Below are 19,279 nucleotides of genomic sequence, written 5' to 3' on the forward strand. Positions count from 1 at the left end.
AAGCTATCCGGAATCAAATACACTATATCGTGACGCAAAGAAAGAAGACGAGGTATCAGAATGAACATATACGTAAATGAAATCAACGGCATTCCGGATGCGATTACATCCATGTTTATGAGCAGACGTTCCTGGACGCGGGAAAAGGAGCTGGAGATCAGAGCAGTCTGCAGCCGCGTGCTGGACCGGCAGGGAAGACTGCTGGATACGGCTGATCCGGCAGATAAGACACAGTATCAGGCGTGGATGGACAGTCTTATCAAGTGGGGCTGGCGGCATATTACGATGCTGCGCTTTATTGATATTTCCGTGACCGTGGAAGGGTTGCACAGAGCAGGACAGGACGACTGGGATTCCCATGCGGCGAGATTTAACAACAGGATTATTCGCAGCAGTACGAGACTGGCAGATTTTGGCTATGAGATGTCCGACTGGTATGAGGACAAGATCATTCCCACCGATCAGGCTCTGACGCTTTTGGGGATCGAAGCACCGGAGCGGATCGAACACGGCGGAGTGCCGTATGTCAAGACGATCAATGGGTATATTAAAGAAGAATACGCGGATTCTCACGACGTAAAGAGGGGGCTGTATATGCTCAGCATTCCCAGCAATTTTATCTTCAAGATCAATCTGACCGAATGGGCGCATGTATATAAAGAGAGAAACGAGAAGGGGACAGCCAACCCGGAAGTGAAACTCTGCTGTGAAGGGATCGCCGATCAGATCGAACAGTTCCAGCCGGCCTTTGACAGGGAACTATTTGAAAAAATCAAAAACTGACAGCAGGCAGTGAGCGAAAAATAAAAAGGATTATAAAATATGAAAACATCAAATGAACTGCGCAGTGAACTGCGTGCGATTGATCACAGAGGGTATCCGGCCTACAAGTCTCTGGCAGGGAGCTATCGGTTCGAGACGTTTTGTCTGTTTATTGATCACGTACAGGGAGACCCGTTTGCGTCTCCTTCCAGTCTTCATGTGGAGGTTGGACACAGCGCCGCCGGATTTCCGGAAGAATATATTACGAAACGCTGTTACCGTGTCGCCTTGCAGGACTTTCTCACAAGGCGGCTTGCGGATTCATTCGAAGACTTTAATTTCAAAGCCAAAGGTTCCGGAAAGAGCGGGCTTTTGTCTGTCACAAGGTGCGGACAGGAAGTGTTGGAACGCAGCGCCTGTCAGATCACAGAGTCGAAGATCATCGCTCGCTTTCATGTCGGTTTTCCGGCGTTCGGCCGGACGATCAATGCGGGGGAACTGGAAAAGATCCTGTTTGACTTTCTTCCCCGCTGCGTGGAGAGCAGTCTCTTTTATTGCAGGCTCGACCGGAAAAAGGTGGAGCAGGCACTTTTTCTGGCACAGGACCAGGAGGCGCTGCGCGGCCTGTTGAGAGAGGAAGGGCTGGCGGCTTTTGTAGCCAATGGCTCTGTCCTGCCGAGGAAGAGTGGTGTCTCAGATCTGCCGCTGCAGGGTAGTGTCCCCTTTGTCTCACCGGCCTCCATGGCGCGGACTTTCGTGCTTCCCCATGCAGGAGAGGTAACAGGAATGGCGATTCCGGAAGGTATCACTCTGATCGTGGGCGGCGGCTATCATGGGAAGTCGACGCTGCTGGAGGCATTACAGTCCGGTGTCTATGACCATATCGCCGGGGACGGGCGAGAGTTTGTGCTTACGGAGGACACGGCGGTCAAACTCCGCGCGGAGGACGGACGCTCGATATGCAGAGCTGACATCTCCCTCTTTATCCGGGATCTGCCGAATAAGACGGACACGGCCTGCTTCAGCACGCAGGATGCCAGCGGCAGCACATCGCAGGCAGCAGGCGTTATCGAGAGTATGGAGGCGGGCACGAGTCTGTTTCTGATCGATGAGGACACGTCGGCGACAAACTTTATGCTGCGGGATGAGTTTATGCAGGAAGTGATCAGCCGGGACAAGGAACCGATCACCCCTTTTCTCGAGCGGGCCAGAGACCTGTATGAGCAGGCCGGCGTATCTGCGATATTGGTTGCCGGAAGTTCCGGGGCATTTTTCCATATTGCCGACCATATCATTCAGATGGACTGCTATCGTCCGGTCGACATTACGGACCGGGTCAGGGAGCTATGCGCAGAGCATACCGCGCCGCGGATGCGGGCGCCGGGGTTTGCCGTTCCTGCATTTGAACGGGTTTTGCAGCCGATAGAGTCAGAGAGAAGAACCGGAGAACGCCGGGACAGGGGCCGGCGCCAACATGGAGGACAACAGGAGCGTAACCATGAGTGCAGGAAAGTGAAGACGCTTGGACGCGATGCGTTTTCTATTGATAAGGAGACTGTGGATCTGCGGTATGTGGAGCAGCTTGCGGACAGCGAACAGACGGGCGCGCTGGCGCATCTTTTGCGGTACGCACTGGAACAGGCAGCAGATGGAAAGCGGACTGTCCGTGAGGTCGTCCGCCTGCTCTCCGACACAATGGACCGGAAAGGGTGGGAACCGTTTTGTGGATCGTATATACCGTGCGGGCTTGCCAGACCGAGAGAGCAGGAGATCTTTGCCTGTCTGAATCGTTACCGCAGGTGGCGGGCGGAATAGATGATGACCAAAGCAAAATAAGTTGTAACATGCCTACAGGCGCAGAAGGAATTCTGTGTCTGTTTTTTATGTGCAGCCCCATGCAACGAAAATCATAAAATCCGTATCTAATATCTGTAAGCCGATGAGCTTTACCCCGGACTGCAGTAGAGTCAATACATAGGAGAGAGGGAGGATCAAGATGGACAGGTTAGTGAAAAAAGCGCAGAGAGGAGATGCGGAGGCGTTTATCGCCCTGATCGAAGAGAATAAAATGGCGCTCAGAAGAGTTGCACTTGGATATTTGGGTAACGATGAGGATGTTGCTGATGCGATACAGGATACGATACTGGACGCATTCGAACACATCAGGGAACTGAGGCGGGAAGAATATTTTAAGACTTGGCTTGTGCGGATTTTGATTAATAATTGTACGAGGATGTATCGGAAGAACAAAAACAGGGTGAGCCTGGAAGAAGTCAGAGACATGGGAGTCTGTGACAGACAGACGGCAGAAATGGAATTCCTGCAATTATTATGCAGTCTGCCGGAGGACAGCCGGACGATCTTTCAGCTATATTATGGGGAACGGTTTACGACAAGGGAGATCGCCGAGGTACTGGAGATGAAAGAGAATACGGTAAAGAGCAGGCTGCACAGGGGGAAAGAGCAGCTTCGGGCGGAAGTTTAGGCAAGGCAGGAGGTAGCGATATGAGCAGATACAGTTTGGAAAAAGAATGGCAAGAGATTTTGGGAGCGGAGTTTGGCAGGAACAAAGTGATCGATGCCCGCATCAATGAGACATACGCGAAGCTGCGAAAGACAGAGCGCAGGGAAGAAAAACATAAAAAGCGTGTCCGCAGGCGGGTGCTGATCGGAGCAGGCAGTATGGCGGCGGCTTTCCTGCTGATGGTTATGTTCTGCACCATGAATCCGGTACTGGCCAGGGAGATACCGATATTTGGCAATATTTTCGGAAAGCTGGCGGAAGTGTTTTCCTTCGGGGCGCTGCCGGAGGAGGATACGATCGTATTTCCGGTGCAGGATGAGGAAAGGCTGTCAGGAACTTCGAAAGACGGTGAGCTGGAAAACCAAAATGTTTATCAGGTAAAAGACGGGAGCCTGACCGTCACATTGACCGAAGAATACGCTTCCAATCAGGCGGTCTACATCGGTGTGCGTATGGAAAAGGATGAGGGTTTCCCTGAGATAATGGCGTATGAGGATGGCAGAACGGAGCTGCAGTTTATGACTTCGGAAACCTATTCGTTCCGTGAGGACACGCTGGAAAATAATATGCGGACAGTGGAAGGAAAGTTCGAGGATTCGCATACGTTTATCGGTATTATGCGGATTGACTATTCGGATATTAATGCCGATTACAGCAAATATGAACAATATTGTGCGGAGAATGGGTCTGCAGCGCTCCCTGCTTTGACAGAGGAAAATCTGCACGAGTTTATGGACTACTATGAGATTCCCGATACGTTCGGGATGGGTCTGAAGATCACACAGATCATAGGATACCTGGAGGAACCCACACGGCCGGAAGGTATGAAGAGTGATGAGGAGCTGGCGCAGATGTCGGATGAGGACTGGGAAAGCTATATGAAGTCGCTGCCGCCGGAATGGGATCAATTCCCGAATGATTACGAGCACTGGCATCAGGAGGGAAGCTGGGACTACGAAGTGACGATTATGCAAAAAGACAAAGGCTCTCAGAGAATCGAGGTCAATGAGATCAACGGACAGGGAATCGGTGTGGAAAGTATTGAACTGTCATCGGTGGAGATGACGGTGAACATTGTGGGAGCAGATATTTTTGCAGTCGTGCTGGACGCCGACGGGAACTGGATGGAAAGTGCAAATGACGGCGCTTATGTACTGCCAATCGAAGGACACGATATTTCTCAAATTACGATTTATATCTGTGACTATACGGAATATATGAATGAGATCAAAGGTTATGCCGTTTCCGGAGAGGCTGAAGGAAAGAGCTTTCAGGAGGTGTTAGAAGAGAGAGCTGTATTTAAAACAAGCGTTACGCAGGATTTTTAACAAAATCACAGATTATTCCATTGTTTTTTTCTCCATAATTTTTTATTCTGAAAGAGATAAATATCAGAGATAAGAAGCAGGAGGAGGGAAAAAGATGGGGAAGGTAAGCGGCCTGGCAGCGGGCATATTCTGGGCACTGGATACGGTGGTGATAGGAATAGCTCTGAGCCAGGCCGTCTTTTATGGCACAGAGGAAGCTGTTTTTCTGGCGCCTTTTGTCAGTACTTTTCTCCATGATCTCAGCTCCTGTTTGTGGATGCTGGTGTATACATCGTTAAAAAAAGGATTTGTAAAGGTACGCAGGGCGCTTGGCACAAGAAGCGGCAAATTTATTATTTTAGGCGCTCTTCTGGGCGGGCCTGTGGGGATGACCGGCTATGTGTCTGCGGTCAGGTTTCTCGGACCCTCTTATACGGCAGCAATCTCGGCGCTGTATCCTGCACTGGGTGCGTTCCTTTCCCGGATCTTCTTAAAAGAACATCTGAAAAAAAAGCAGATGGCAGGCTTTGCCCTTTCTCTCAGCGGTATGATGCTGCTCGGTATTCTCACAAAAGGACAGCAGCCGGAACATTTCGTACTGGGGTTTGGCTGTGCGCTTTTGTGTGTGACGGGGTGGGCGCTGGAAGTGGTGATCTGTGCCTGGGGTATGAAAGATGTGAATGTCGACAATGAACAGGCGCTGATGATCCGCCAGAGCACTTCCGCATTATTCTATGGAGTTGTCGTCCTGAATGTACTCAAAGGATTCAGGTTTGTGCTTTCACCGGAGATTTCCGGAGTGCTTCCGGTCATATTGATCGCAGCGTTTTTTGGAACCGTATCTTATCTCTGTTATTACAACGCAATCCGTAATGTAGGTCCTTCACTGGCAATGACACTGAATATCACTTATGCGGCGTGGGCGCTTGTCTTTGAATTTTTACTGCTCAGAAAATTTCCACAGGCAGAAAATATCTTCTGCGGCATGTTAATACTGGCAGGAGCCTTTCTGACGGCGGCCGGTGCTGCAGATCAGAGACGACAGCCGGCAGAGTAAGCGATAAAATGGATTCCTGATGACAGGAGAAAGGGAAGTGATTTATGGGATATGTGGAAGTGGAGAGAGACAATCTGTATCTGTGTTTTTGTCTGGAGGCAGGGCAGGAAGCAAAACTGCTGAAAGCATCGTCGGCCCGGGGGAACTGGCAGCCCGGGGGGATCTGGGGAGACGGGGAGGAAACGGACGCCAGACGGGGACATGATGCGGCACGGGTCGTGGAGATCCAGAAAGCCGGGGGGAGACATACTTCCTTCCGGGGAGCGAAAAACTTTTATGATATTCCGCAGACAAAATTGTGTTATGTCGGCCATGAGATGACGAAGAACAGACTGACGATACGTCAGAGGGGAGAAAGCCTTCTCGTGAGAACAACCTATCATTTTTATGACGGACTGCCGGTCTTTTCCTGTGAAACCTGTGTTGAAAATGAGGGAGAGGAAGACGTATGGCTGTATGGCGTTACTTCGTTCTGCTATGGCAATGTGACTATGTATGAGGAAGGCACGCATGGGTGTAAAGAAGATCTGCAGATCTATTATGCCTGCAATACCTGGTCGGAAGAGTGCCGATGGGTGCACAAAAGTCTGGGGGAATGTGGGGTCATTCCCTATGGCAATCTCAGTTATGACCGGTTTTTTCTCGGTAATCACAGCGGATTTTCGAGTGGAGAATATCTGCCGATGGGCGCAGTCTACAATCTGAAAGATAATGAGAGCATTGTCTGGCAGATAGAAAGCAGCGGGGCGTGGTTTTTTGAGACGGGGGCAGCGCTTCATGACTACAGAGAGTCATTTCTTGACAAAAAATATGACCAGTGGGTCTATTTGCTGCTTTCCGGACCGACGATGGAAAGCGGCTATTGGCAGAAGAAACTGGCGCCGGGGGATTCTTTTACTACGGTACCGGCAGCCGTCGGCTTTTATCACGGCAGGCCGGAGGAAGGTTTGACAGCTCTCACTGCATACCGCAGGAAAAAGAAGAGAGTGGAAGCGCTTCCGGTTATCTTTAATGATTACATGAACTGTCTGATGGGAGACTCCACAACGGAACTTCTGCGGCCTTATATTAAAAGGGCGGCGCAGGCAGGCTGCGAGATCTTCGTGGTGGACTGTGGCTGGTATGATACAGGAGACTGGCAGTATACGTTTGGCACATTTGAAGAGTGTGAGGAGAGATACCCGGGAGGCCTGTGTGAAGTGATGGATGAGATTCGTGCCTGTGGCATGAAACCCGGGTTGTGGCTTGAACTGGAAGCCTTTGGTATTGATAATGAGAGAGCGGACAGCCTGCCGTCTGACTGGATTTTTACAATGCATGGGAAGCCGGTTGTGGACAGCGGTCGTTATCATCTGGATTATCGCAATCCACAGGTGCGCAAACATGCTTCCGCTATTGTCAAAAGAGTTGTCGAAACGTATCGGTTGTCTTACCTGAAGATCGATTATAATCTCTGTCTCTGCTGGGGAACGGACTATGACAGCGATAGTCCGGGAGACGGACTGCTTGCGCATAACAGAGCTTATTTAAGCTGGCTGGAGCAGGAGATGAAAAAATATCCTCATGTGATATGGGAAAACTGTGGGAGCGGCGGGCTGCGCATGGACTACGCACTTCTGTCCCGTATGGATATTCAGTCGGTCAGCGATCAGGAGGACTATCGAATCATGGCGATGATTGCCGCCAACTGCGCCAGCGCGGTGCTTCCGGAGCAGGCCGGTATCTGGGCATATCCGAGAAGGGAAGGAGATATGGATGAGACTGTCATGAATATGGTATCTGCCATGCCTTTCCGTATCTGTCTGGGTGGCCATCTGGCGGAGCTGTCGGAGGAGAGATTTGCTCTCGTGAGGGAAGCCATCGACTGCTATAAAGAAATACGCAGTGAGATACCGAAGATGACGCCTTGCTGGCCGCTTGGCCTGCACGCATTTGACTGCGGGTGGCTCTGCTTTGGCTTAAAAGGAGAGACAGGCAGTTATCTCACAGTAATCCGGCGCAATACGGAGAAAGAGACGATAGTCATACCCATGGAAACGCCTCTTTCCCATGTGAGAATTTTATATCCATCGGCAAGCGAGGCAAAGATCCAGTTGGTCCCGGGTGAAAATGACCGGTTCCGGATCACTCTGCCCAGGCAGAACATGGGATGCTTTCTGCGAGTCGACTAATAACATGTTTCGGGCAGAGCGGAATTCTCGAACCAAAAGCCGGTCTGCCCGGCAGGCAGGATAAGCGTAACAATGGTGCCGTGAGGAGAGCGGGGAACGATCTTAAATTCCTGCTCTTCTTTCAGCAGATAGGAAAGCCGCCAACGAATGTTGGCGATGCCAATGTGCTGTCCGCGGCTGTATTCACTGGAGGCATCAAACTCTTTGGATTCCTTACAGATCTTTTCGTAGTTATCGAGATCGATGCCGACACCATTGTCCTCAACTTCCAGACAAATCTGTGTTTTCTGACGGATCAGACAGATCCGTATCCTGATAAAAGGCATTTCCTGATCGAAACTTTCCAGTTCATTTTCCAGAAATCCGTGAATGATGGCATTTTCGACGAGCGGTTGTAAAATATGCTTTGGAATCATCTGTCTGCGGGCATCCGGGTCAATATCCCAGATGATCTTGATCTGTTCTTCGTAGCGGTATTCCTGAATCTTTAAATACTGTTCGGTTACTTTCAGCTCTGTGTCTACCGTATCGAAAACGGAAGTTTCATTGATGCGCAGGCTGTCTTTCATAATATGAATCAGGGCGTTATTGATAACGACAATGTCTTCGGTACGGTTTTTTCTCGCCAGATAATTGATCGTATTCATCGTGTTATAGATAAAATGCGGATTGATCTGGGATATGCGCAGGCCATATTCCAGTTTCTGCTCGTTCTGCTGCTTTGCGAGCAGCATTTCCACATGTTTTTTCAGTTCCAGAGACATCTCATTGAAGGCATCGCTCAGCGCTTCGATCTCATCGCCGGTATGGATGTCGACCGGGCTGGCATCCTCATAGGAAAAATCCCGCATATGTTCGGAGAGCAATTCCAGGGGAGAAACAATATTCTGGATCAGCGGTTTGAGAATGGCGCCGGAGAGCAGCATAATGAAAGCGATGGACAGGAGCAGCACGAAAAAAGTCGGCAGAAAAGGAATCAACAGTTCGCTGTATGGTACAAAGGCGATAAATTTCCATCTCGTAATATCGCTGTAATGGGCGATGAAGATTCCCTTTTGATTATAAAAGATATACTCGTCATAGAAAGAGTTTTTCCGGTCGCCGGCAAGCGTCTCAAACAGATAGTCCTTCTGATCAAAGGCGTGATCAATCAGTGGATTGTTCTGGTTATCGATCCAGATGTAGTGGTCAAATGTTTTATTGGCGCTGTTCAGAATCTGGTCCAGGTCATCTGCGCGCAGTGTTACGATCATCTCTCCCGTCAGGTAAGAACTGTCATCCAGCCGCATACTGTAATGAAATGTCCCGTCTGTTTTATCTGGAGCAGAAAAATAACGCAGATATTTGAGCTCTTTCAGATTGAGATACCAGGGAGAGTCAAGGATTTCCCGCATTTGGGAATCGCTGATAAAGACTGAATGATAGATACCGCCATCACAGTTCAGGATAATGCTTTTGATGCCGGAGCCGTTGCCACACAGTTCCATCAGACGGTTTTCGATATGAGCTCTGTTCTGTCTGGTATCTTTGTTTTTCAAAAGCGACAGGAGCGTATGATCGTTTGGAATCTGACTGCAGGAAGTGATGACATTGGAGGTGTTCAGATCAAGCTGCTGAATGATCTGCCCGGAGATCGTATTCAAACGGGTGATACTGTCTTTTAAATAGTTGAAGGAGAACAGACCGATCATAGGCAGGGCAGTGACAAGCAGCGTGATTATGACCAGCCTTAATGTACTGCTGCGCAGTTTCCGGCCGATCTTCCCTCCATTTTGCCTTGACAATATCAGTTTCATGTACGTTCCTTCTTTCTGTAGTCCAACGGTTTTACGCCGATCTGCTTATAAAACACCTGACTGAAATATTGCGGGGAAGCATATCCGGTCATTTCGGCAACCTCGTATATTTTGGCGTTTGAAGTGCGTAAGATCCGGCATGCTTTGCGGATACGCAGTTTTGTCAGATAATCCCAGACAGTATCGCCTGTGGCAGTCTTAAATACACGGGAGAGATGCGTGGAGGAAAGACCGATCTCCTCGGCGATCTCCTGAATCGATAACGATTCTTCACTGAAATGATCCTCAATATATTGGATCGCCCGTTTCACTTCATAGGGCAGGTCGGGATTATGATTTTCGTATAGTTCTTTCACTGCCTGTATGATAAATGCTCTGATATGAGCAATGTCAGTCAGATCCGCATCTTCCAGGGAGAGCGGGTTTTCCATTCTCTTTGACAGAAAGGAAAAACAGACGTTGACAAGGAGGGAAAGCCCGTGATAATTGTGTCCGGCGATCACGGTGTCAAACATCTCTTCGATCAGCTCGATAAGATTTGGCTGTGCCTTCTCAAAAGCATTTTTGAGATCATCTTCGGTGAGAGCAATCTTTTCATTGTGAATAAAAAGCCGGGGAGAATCAAGAGATTCCCGCAGGCGGCCACCAAGAAAATATCTGGCTCGTACCGCCCTCTGTTTCGAAAAAAAGTCTTCGTGTATCCTCTCCAGATCCATGGGAATGTAGCTGTAAAAAGCAGAAAAGGAGAGCGCGCACTGCCGCCAGAGTTCCTGTACCAGAGAGTCGGAAAAATGCTGCATTTTTTCTAACAGGCTGCTTGTGGAAATATTCTCCGACATTCGCAGGAGAATGATGATCTTGTTATTGTAGGCGGAAACAGAGCAGTAATTTTCGATTCCCGGATATTGATAGGTCTCCACAAGTGGCATGGCGGTATCGATGATCCTGGGAATGGAAAATTTCTGACTGATCAGCAGATCTTCTATCCAGGGGAGAATCATGTCAGGGGCCAGTATGCAGTACAAAAAACTTCCATGAGAAATCTCTGGAAGGTCTCTGGCAACGGCACAGCTGCTGTCGCTGAAATATTTGCGCAGTTTTTTTTGTAGAAAAGAGTACGACTGGCTGAGAGAAGCCAGATACTTTTCACGGATCTTATATAGTTTTGCCTGTAAGATAGCAGGTGTGATCTCATTTTTGATCAGATAGTCCTCGACGCCAAGCTGAAAGGCGCTTTTCATATAATTGATCTCCGCATAGGCCGTCAGCAGAAGGAACAGCAGCCTGGGGTTTTTCTGTTGTAACTGTTCCACGAGAGTGATCCCGTTCATCCCCGGCATACTGATGTCCGTGATGACGAGATCGGCGGGCGCGGACTCAAAGGCGTGTAGTGCCTGTCTGCCGGAGCGTGCAGTTGCACAGATCTCAAAGCCGAGCGCATTCCAGTCTATCAGTGTTTTTAAGTCTTCGATTGCCAGATATTCGTCATCTACAAGCATAACCTGTATTTTTTTCTGCATAAGATGTCCCTCCCCGTTGTCGTGTTTTTTATTTTAGCATACCGGTCTGACGCCGTAAACCGAGGGCAAAAGATATGCTCGAAATTCTAACAAAAAAGTGGGATTGTATTATTATTCCGGCTTCTCTTCTCTGTTATACTTTGTCAGAGAGAAGGGGGCGAGTCAGAGTATGGAAAAAGAAGCGATACTTACCGTACAGAATATCAGCAAAGATTTCGGGACGGTTCAGGCTTTAAAAGATGTCAGCATCTCGTTTATGCCGGGAAAGATTCATGGCCTGATCGGAGAAAACGGCTCCGGCAAATCCACGCTGTCCTCCGTGATCAGCGGTATTTATCCTGCCAGCGGCGGGAAAATGTTTTTAAATGGCAGGGAATATTGTCCGGCCAGCATTTTAGAGGGAGAGAAAAGCGGGATCTGTATGATCGTTCAGGAGATGGGAACGATTGGAGGAATCACAACGGCAGCCAATATCTTTGCCGGCCAGGAAAATCTGTTTTCGAAATTTGGCATAGTGGATAAGAAAGCGATGACGAGGGCGGCACAGAAAGCTCTGGATGATATTGGGGCTTCGGATATTGATGCCGGCGCCAGCATTGATGAGGAGTCATTTGAGAACAGGAAGATCGTGGAGATCGCCAGAGCGATGTATCATCCGGTACAGGTCTTAATTGTAGATGAGACGACGACCGCGCTGTCGCAAAAGGGCAGAACGATCATTTATGAGATTATGAATAAGCTCCGCGATGAAGGGAAAGTGGTGATCTTTATCTCTCATGATCTGGATGAGCTGACGGAACACTGCGATGTGGTGACGATCCTGCGTGATGGGGTCTATATCGATACCCTGCAAAAAGAAAATATCATGCCGGATACGATGCGCCGCCTGATGGTCGGCCGTCAGATTGAGGATGACTATTACCGGAACGATTATGAGGCATTCCGGCCGGGGAAACCGGTGCTTTCGGTCTCAGGACTGTGTCTGGAACAGGCGTTGAAAGATATTTCCTTTCAGCTTCACGAGGGGGAGATACTGGGGATTGGAGGTCTTACGGATAGCGGGATGCACGATCTTGGAAAACTCGTCTTTGGTATCGGAAGACCGGATGAGGGGGAGGTCGTGTTCTGTGCGGATGGAGAGCGTGTGAAATCTCCGGGGATAGCGATCCGGCATAAGATGGGGTATGTGTCCAAAAACAGAGACAAGGAATCCGTCTTAAATCAGTCCGATATACAGGACAATATCTGTTTACCCTCTTATGACAAGATAAAGAAAGGCTGCTTTATCTCTCCGGCCAGCGAAAAAGAACTGGCGACAGAGCAGAGTAACACACTGCAGATCAAGATGAGTTCTCTGCGGCAGCTCTGCGGACAGCTCTCAGGCGGTAACAAGCAGAAAGTGGCGCTGGCAAAGTGGCTGGGCAATGATTCGGATATTCTGATCATGGATTGTCCCACGAGAGGGATCGATGTCGGGGTGAAAGCCGCTATTTATAAACTGATGGATGAGTACAGAAAAAGCGGCAGATCCATTTTGATGATCTCGGAGGAATTGCCGGAATTGATCGGTATGAGTGACCGGATTCTGATATTAAAAGAGGGAAGACTGGTGAAAGAGTTTACACGGGATAAAAAACTGGCTGAGTCGGATGTGATCCGGCACATGATTTAGAGGAGGCAGAACGATATGTCCGATTTTGCATTAAATAAAAAAAGAATGCTTCCGGAAGGAAAGATACGGGAGATCATTCCGTTTATCAGTCTGATACTGGTGATCGTCTTTTTTCAGATCGTAACAGGCGGAACGCTGTTATCCTTCCGGAATTTGAAACTGATTCTGAATCAGTCGTTTGTATTGATGGTGGGAAGTGTTGCCAGTTCCTTTATCGTCGCCCAGGGAGACGTGGATTTCTCCATGGGGTCCATGGTTGGAATCACAGCGGTATGCGCGGCGTGGGTGTCACAGGTATGTGCGCCTCTGGCGCTGCCGGCGGGAATGCTGATCGGTCTCTTTTTTGGGATCATCAATGGCGTTCTGTATGTGAAATGCCGGATTCCCTCATTTGTCGTCACGCTCAGTATGCTGATGATTCTGAGAGGACTCACGGTCTTTATCTCCGGCGGCGGTTCCGTCAGTGTGCCTTTTGCACTGTATGACTGGGACAGCACGGGATTGAAGCTGTTTATCGTTATCGCAGTTATTCTGGCGGCGACTTTCGCGTTTAACTATACAAAGATCGGAAAATGGTGCAAGGCGATCGGCTCTGGTGTGACGGCCGCCTATCAGTCCGGAGTACCGGTGAACCGGATGCGCATTTTCGGGTATGCACTCTCTGCCGCCATGTGCGGTCTCTGCGGATTTTTCAATATGGTGCGGGCAGGAAGTGCGGCTACCAATACCGGCAATTTTTTTGAGACGGATGTTCTGATCGCGCTTGTTCTGGGAGGAATGCCATTGTCCGGCGGCTCTACGTCTAAGATCAGGTGCGCGGTGATCGGCAGTCTGACGCTGGCCATACTCGTCAACGGCTTTGCCTGCTGGAGTATCAATGAGAAATTACAGCAGGGCATCAAGGGCGTAATCTTTCTGATCGCCGTATGGCTTACGTTTGATAAGAAAAATACCCAATTAATCAAATAAAAAAAGGGAGGTAACAGGGTATGAAGAAAAAAGTGATTTCGTTGTTATTGTGTGCGGCTCTGACTTTGGGACTGCTTGCGGGCTGTGGAAGCAGCGGCGGAGCTGAGCCGGGGCAGGAAGGACAGCAGAGTGAGGAGCAGGCTGAGACTGCCGGGGAAGAAGCTACCGTGGCGGAGGCGATGGGAGACAAGCTCCCGGAAAAATTTAAGATCGGTGTCGTCATCTGGTCTACGGTCGATGACCTTGGAAGAGCCAGTGCGGAAATGCTGAACTATGCCTCCGATGTACTTGGCTGCGAGATGGTATATAATACGAATATTTCCTCTCCGGAAAGTCAGATTACCGCGACGGAAAACCTGATTGCCGCAGACTGTGACGCTGTTGCAATCTGCAATTACAGTGATGATATTCTGCCGAAGATCGCAAAGATTTGTGAGGAAAATGAGGTATACTTTACGCTGATCTGGAGGAGCATTGCCGATCCGGAAGTAAAAGAGATCGTGGAAAGCTGCCCTTATTATCTTGGAAATACCTGTGAGGACGAGGAGAAGATCGGTTACCGCATGGGTAAATCACTGTATGACAAAGGCTGCAAGAACATTGCCGTAATCACAATGGAGAAAGGGGATGCGACAGCAGATGCCCGTGACCGTGGTTTTGACAAAGCCTGTGCCGAGTTTGGCATGAACCGGATCAGCGAGGTCAGAAACAATACGCTGACCGCGGAGGAGACGACAAAGGCAGTTGAGAACTTTATCGCGTCTTTCCCTGAGCTTGACGGTATCTTTGTTATCGGCGGCAGCAATACGATTCTTGAAGGCGTGATCCAGGCGCTGGCGCTCCATGAAAAGACAGGTGAAGTGAAGGTGGCATGTATTGACTTTGTCTCCGATCTGGACAAATATATTGACGAGGGTGCGATTGATGCTATCTCCGGCGGCCATTTTGTCGATCCGCTGTTCTCCTATATGCTGATGGTGAATAAGCTGGCGGGAACGCCGCTCTCTGATACTTGTGAGACCGTGAATCTGAACTTTGTCAACCTGGAATCCGTAGAAGATGCCGTAAATTATTATACTTACGTGGAAGGCGATACCTTCCCTTACAATGAGGAAGAGATCCGGGCGATGGTCAAATACTTCAACCCGGATATGACGATCGACGAGCTGCGCAGGATCGCAGACGCCTACAGTGTCGACGATGTTGTGGAGCGTCACGGAGAATAAAGAGAATTATTACAAGATGAAGGAAGGAATTTTATGAAACAGAAAAAATGGCTTCAGAATATGATCATACCTGTTGCGATGCCGCTGGCTGTTTTCCTGGTCTTTTTTATCGGACAGCCGGATCGGTTTGGAACACCGGAAGGGATTCGGATTATGCTGCAGCAGTCTGTCATAAACTCTGTGATCGGATTTGGATTATGTATGAACCTTGTCATCGACACTTGGGATTTCTCGGCGGGAGCCCAGTTGGTGCTGGCGGGTCTGCTTGGGGCAAACTTTGCTCAGAATTATGGATTTGCGGGACTGCTCGTTGCCACGATACTGACGGCCGTTTTGCTGGGAACGATCACGGGGCTGGTGTACTCCGTCTTTAAGATTCCTTCCATTATCGTGACGATCGGGATGATGCTTGTCTATGAATCAATCGGGTCGCTGTATCACGGGGGAGAGAGCATTACGATCTCGCAGGAGATCAGCTTTCTCGGGAAATCCCCATGGATCTTTGTTGCCGGCATTCTCACTTACGCGCTCGCCTATGTGATCTATCATCACACAAAGTTCGGTTATAATGTGCGCGCGGTTGGAAATGGGGAGGCTACGGCCAAGAGCATCGGTATCAACTCTATCAGAATAAGATTTCTCTGTTTTGTCATCGGCGGTATTTTCGTGGGGATCGCCGGCGTGCTGCAAGTCAGCTATGGCGGCGCGATCGCTCCCAAGGGTGGCATGAATACGATGGGGATGGTATTTCCCCCGTTCATGGGTGTCTTTATCGGGCAATATCTGGAACGGTACTGTGATATTATGCTTGGCATCTTCCTCGGAGTGTTTTCAATGACGATGATCAATTCCGGACTGATTGCCATGGGGCTTCCCGGTACGCTGCAGCAGGTGGTGACAGGTTGTTTCATGCTGATCTTTATGGCGATCAGTATCAGCAGAGAACAGTCGATTCTGAAAAAAAGAAAGGCGGAAGTGATATGATAATCGGAGCAGCCTATTATCCGGAACACTGGGACAGAAAACGGTGGGAGACGGATTGCAGGCTGATGCGGGATATGGGTATCAATACGGTGAGAATGGGCGAGTTTGGATGGTCCGTCATGGAGAGAGAAGAAGGGAAACTTGATTTCTCTCTCTATGACGAGGCCATTGGCCTTTTGTGGGAGCATGGTATTTCCACGATCCTTGGCACGCCCACCGCTACCCCTCCCGCATGGCTGTGCGAGAAGTATCCGGATATTTATATGGAAGACAGAGACGGCCAGGTCAGGGGATTTGGCAGCAGGAGACATTACTGTTACCGGCATAAAGGATACCTCTGGGCGACAGCAAAGATTGTGCGGGCAATGGCAGAGCACTATAAAGATGACAAGCGTGTCATAGCCTGGCAGATTGATAACGAACTGGGCTGTGAGGATGAAGTCCGCTGCTATTGTGAGGACTGCAGGGAGACTTTTAGCCAATGGCTGAAACGAAAATATAAAAGTCTGGACGCTCTGAACGAGGCATGGGGGACTGTCTTTTGGAGCCAGATCTACACAAAATGGGAACAGATCGTGCTGCCCAGGCAGACTGTGGTTGATCCTTATACGGGCAACGGACACAATCCGGGACTGCTTCTTGACTTTGCAGAGTTTTCTTCGGATTCTCTGATCGAATTTGCCAAGATACAGTGCGATGTCCTGCGCAGTCTGACAGACAAGCCGATCGTACATAATGTTGTCTCAGAGTACTGTGACAACTATAAACTGACGGCGCTGCTGGACGGGGCCGGCTATGACGCTTATCCCCGGTCAGAATGGGATCTGAACAGTCCGGGAAGGATCGGCTTCCATTATGATCTGACAAGGGGATATGATGACAGGAAACCGTTCTGGATTCTGGAACAGCAGAGCGGTCCCTGTGGCTGGAATGTGCTGGGGCGGACGCCAAGAAGGGGACAGCTTGCACTTTGGAGCGTTCAGGGGACGGCGCGCGGTGCACAGGCACTCGTCTATTTCCGCTGGCGTAGCTGCCTGTTTGGTGCGGAACAGTTCTGGTATGGGATTCTCGACCATGACGGACTGCCCGGCAGACGTTATGAGGAGCTGCAGTCCGCCGTTGCCGGAATCAAGGCCCATGAGTCTGTTCTCAGTATGAAAGGGCAAAAGCAGGCACTTGTTCTGTATGACTATTACAATAAATTCAGTCTGGAGTTCCAGCCTCATGCGAGAAACTTTGTGTACAAGGAGGAAGTGATCGGCTATTATGAGGCACTGATGAATCTGCATCTCTCAGTGGATGTGGGAGGGTTAGAGAGCGACTTCTCTTCTTATCCGCTGGTCGTATTTCCGTATGCCTGTATGACAGATGTGGGAATCGCGGAAAGGCTGGAGGCTTATGTGAGGAACGGCGGGATTCTCATCCTCACAGCATTGTGCGGCCGAAAAGAAAGAAACAACCAGATGTCGCAGCAGACGCAGCCCGGTGTATTCCGGGAGCTGGCAGGCGTTTGCGTGGAGGAGTTTGACAGTCTCGAGGAGCAGAAAGAGCGGATCGTGTGGCCGGACGGACAGGGTGGCCGGACATTTATGAGCGCGCGTCTGTGGTGTGAAACGCTGCGTATGGAAGGGGCAGAGCCGCTTGCTTACTATGAAGCCGGACAGGGCGAAGAGTGCCGGGAGTATCCGGCGGCGGCAGTCCATACCTGGCAGGAAGGAAGGGTGTACTATATCGGAGCCGTACTCGAAGACACGGAGAAAGCGCTGAGAAAGATCTGTGACAGAGAGAGATTGGAACGGCCTGATCTGCCGACAGAGATCGAATGCGTGACAAAGGAGGGCGGCGAGTACCGGATTCTTCTGAATCACAGCAGCGGGAAAAAAACGGTGCGGATGGAAGGCTATGAGCTTCTGGGAGAGATCTGCGGCGGCTGTAAGGCCGGCAGAGAAGGTACAGAGCTGGACGGCTTTGCCAGTGCAGTGTTTCGGAAGGCCTGAAGACAGGGTGGCTGCGGCCACGGCAGAGAGCGAAAGGAAGCGGCAAAATTAAGTTGTCGCTTCTTTTTTCCTGTGATAGAATATATGCAGCGAATGATCGTTAGGATCATACATAAATTGGATTTCTACAGGGAAAAAGGAGGGGTATGGATTGGTCTGTAACGAGTACCAGAATCTGCAGCTGTCTGCGCTTGGCCTGGGTGCAATGCGTCTGCCTGTCATAGATAAGGACGATGCCCGGATCGACGAAGAAAAGACCGCGGAAATGATCGCTTATGCGATGGCGCATGGGATCAATTATTATGACACCGCATGGGGGTATCACGGTGGCAACTCTGAAACAGTCATCGGCAAAATATTACAGCAGTATCCGCGGGAGTCATTTTATCTGGCGACGAAATTTCCCGGATATGATCTGGCTAACATGGATCAGGTGGAAAAGATCTTTGAAGAACAGTTAAAAAAATGCCGTGTGGAGTATTTTGATTTCTATCTGTTCCATAACGTATGTGAGATGAATATCGACGCCTATCTGGATGAGAAATATGGGATTTATGACCACCTGATGAAACAGAAAGAAAACGGCCGGATCCGTCATCTCGGGTTTTCCGCTCATGGAAGTTATGCCGTCATGAAACGTTTTCTTGACAGATATGGAAAAGATATGGAGTTTTGCCAGATTCAGCTTAACTGGCTCGACTGGTCGTTCCAGGATGCGAAAGGGAAGGTAGAGCTGTTAAAGGAATATGGGATTCCGGTCTGGGTTATGGAGCCGCTGCGCGGCGGACGGCTGGCTTCTCTGGCGCAGGAAGATGAGAAAAAGCTGAAAGCCTGCAGACCGGACGAAAAGACGGCTGCCTGGGCATTTCGGTTTCTGCAGAGTCTGCCGGAAGTGAAGATGGTTCTCTCCGGGATGTCAGACCTCACACAATTACAGGAGAATATCGAAACGTTTGAGACAGAAAAACCGCTGGATGAGCAAGAGATGGCTTTACTGCTTGGCATTGCACAGGAGATGTGCAAACAGAGCAGTCTGCCCTGTACGGCCTGCCATTACTGTGTCAGCCATTGTCCGCAGGGGCTTGCCATACCGGAGCTGATTTCGCTGTATAATGAGCACTGCTTTACCGGCGGAGGCTTTCTGGCGCCGATGGCAATCGGCGTCATGCCGGAGGACAAGCGGCCTGCGGCCTGTGTTGGCTGTCGGAGCTGTGAGGCAGTATGCCCACAGCAGATCAAAATATCAGAAGCCATGTCTGACTTTGCCGCTAAGCTGAACGGATGACGACAACGC

Annotated in this window: 14 protein-coding genes; 12 read left to right on the plus strand and 2 right to left on the minus strand. The window is 49.8% G+C overall.

Annotated elements, in window-relative coordinates; all coding sequences use genetic code 11:
* Positions 1-60 precede the first annotated feature (60 nt).
* From V1224_02775 to V1224_02800, 6 genes are all read left to right on the plus strand, one after another.
* Complete coding sequence (locus V1224_02775) at positions 61-783, plus strand: hypothetical protein (protein ID WWR16397.1); 723 nt, start codon at positions 61-63, stop codon at positions 781-783.
* A 39-nt stretch (positions 784-822) separates the two neighbouring features.
* A complete protein-coding gene (locus V1224_02780) occupies positions 823-2,577 on the plus strand; it encodes an ABC-ATPase domain-containing protein (protein WWR16398.1) in 1,755 nt (584 codons plus the stop codon).
* A gap of 181 nt (positions 2,578-2,758) precedes the next feature.
* Positions 2,759-3,247 carry a sigma-70 family RNA polymerase sigma factor gene (locus V1224_02785; GenBank protein ID WWR16399.1) on the plus strand — a complete coding sequence of 163 codons (489 nt, stop codon included), beginning with the start codon at positions 2,759-2,761 and terminating at the stop codon, positions 3,245-3,247.
* Positions 3,248-3,267: 20 nt separating this feature from the next.
* A complete protein-coding gene (locus V1224_02790) occupies positions 3,268-4,614 on the plus strand; it encodes a hypothetical protein (protein WWR16400.1) in 1,347 nt (448 codons plus the stop codon).
* A gap of 94 nt (positions 4,615-4,708) precedes the next feature.
* Positions 4,709-5,650, plus strand: coding sequence for a DMT family transporter (locus V1224_02795; GenBank protein WWR16401.1), 942 nt, complete (start codon positions 4,709-4,711; stop codon positions 5,648-5,650).
* A gap of 44 nt (positions 5,651-5,694) precedes the next feature.
* Entirely contained in the window at positions 5,695-7,821 is a 2,127-nt protein-coding gene (locus tag V1224_02800; GenBank protein WWR16402.1) for a glycoside hydrolase family 36 protein, read from the plus strand.
* On the opposite strand, the gene V1224_02805 is transcribed toward V1224_02800, so the two are convergent.
* Together V1224_02805 and V1224_02810 are read right to left on the minus strand one after the other, a co-directional pair.
* The gene (locus V1224_02805) at positions 7,818-9,617 is read right to left on the minus strand and encodes a histidine kinase (protein ID WWR16403.1); all 1,800 of its coding nucleotides are present in this window, start codon (positions 9,615-9,617) and stop codon (positions 7,818-7,820) included. The two genes, V1224_02800 and V1224_02805, sit on opposite strands and share 4 nt — an antisense overlap.
* A complete protein-coding gene (locus tag V1224_02810; protein ID WWR16404.1) occupies positions 9,614-11,137 on the minus strand; it encodes a response regulator in 1,524 nt (507 codons plus the stop codon). The genes V1224_02805 and V1224_02810 overlap by 4 nt, the downstream gene beginning before the upstream one ends.
* A 169-nt stretch (positions 11,138-11,306) precedes the next feature.
* Here V1224_02810 and V1224_02815 point away from each other — a divergent pair, with 169 nt between their 5' ends.
* The 6 genes from V1224_02815 (at position 11,307) to V1224_02840 (ending at position 19,270) form a co-directional block, all read left to right on the plus strand.
* Positions 11,307-12,809, plus strand: a complete 1,503-nt coding sequence (locus tag V1224_02815) for a sugar ABC transporter ATP-binding protein (GenBank protein WWR16405.1) — start codon at positions 11,307-11,309, stop codon at positions 12,807-12,809.
* 15 nt (positions 12,810-12,824) lie between these two features.
* Positions 12,825-13,778, plus strand: a complete 954-nt coding sequence (locus V1224_02820; protein WWR16406.1) for an ABC transporter permease — start codon at positions 12,825-12,827, stop codon at positions 13,776-13,778.
* Between the two features lie 20 nt (positions 13,779-13,798).
* Positions 13,799-15,004: a substrate-binding domain-containing protein gene (locus tag V1224_02825; protein ID WWR16407.1), complete on the plus strand. Its 1,206-nt coding sequence runs from the start codon at positions 13,799-13,801 to the stop codon at positions 15,002-15,004.
* 33 nt (positions 15,005-15,037) lie between these two features.
* Positions 15,038-15,988, plus strand: coding sequence for an ABC transporter permease (locus V1224_02830; GenBank protein ID WWR16408.1), 951 nt, complete (start codon positions 15,038-15,040; stop codon positions 15,986-15,988).
* A complete protein-coding gene (locus tag V1224_02835) occupies positions 15,985-17,985 on the plus strand; it encodes a beta-galactosidase (GenBank protein ID WWR16409.1) in 2,001 nt (666 codons plus the stop codon). Before V1224_02830 ends, V1224_02835 begins: the two co-directional genes overlap by 4 nt.
* 151 nt (positions 17,986-18,136) lie before the next feature.
* The gene (locus V1224_02840) at positions 18,137-19,270 is read left to right on the plus strand and encodes an aldo/keto reductase (GenBank protein WWR16410.1); all 1,134 of its coding nucleotides are present in this window, start codon (positions 18,137-18,139) and stop codon (positions 19,268-19,270) included.
* Positions 19,271-19,279: the final 9 nt, after the last annotated feature.

Source organism: Lachnospiraceae bacterium JLR.KK008 (assembly GCA_037015955.1).
In the GTDB taxonomy this organism is placed as follows: Bacteria; Bacillota; Clostridia; order Lachnospirales; family Lachnospiraceae; genus VSOB01.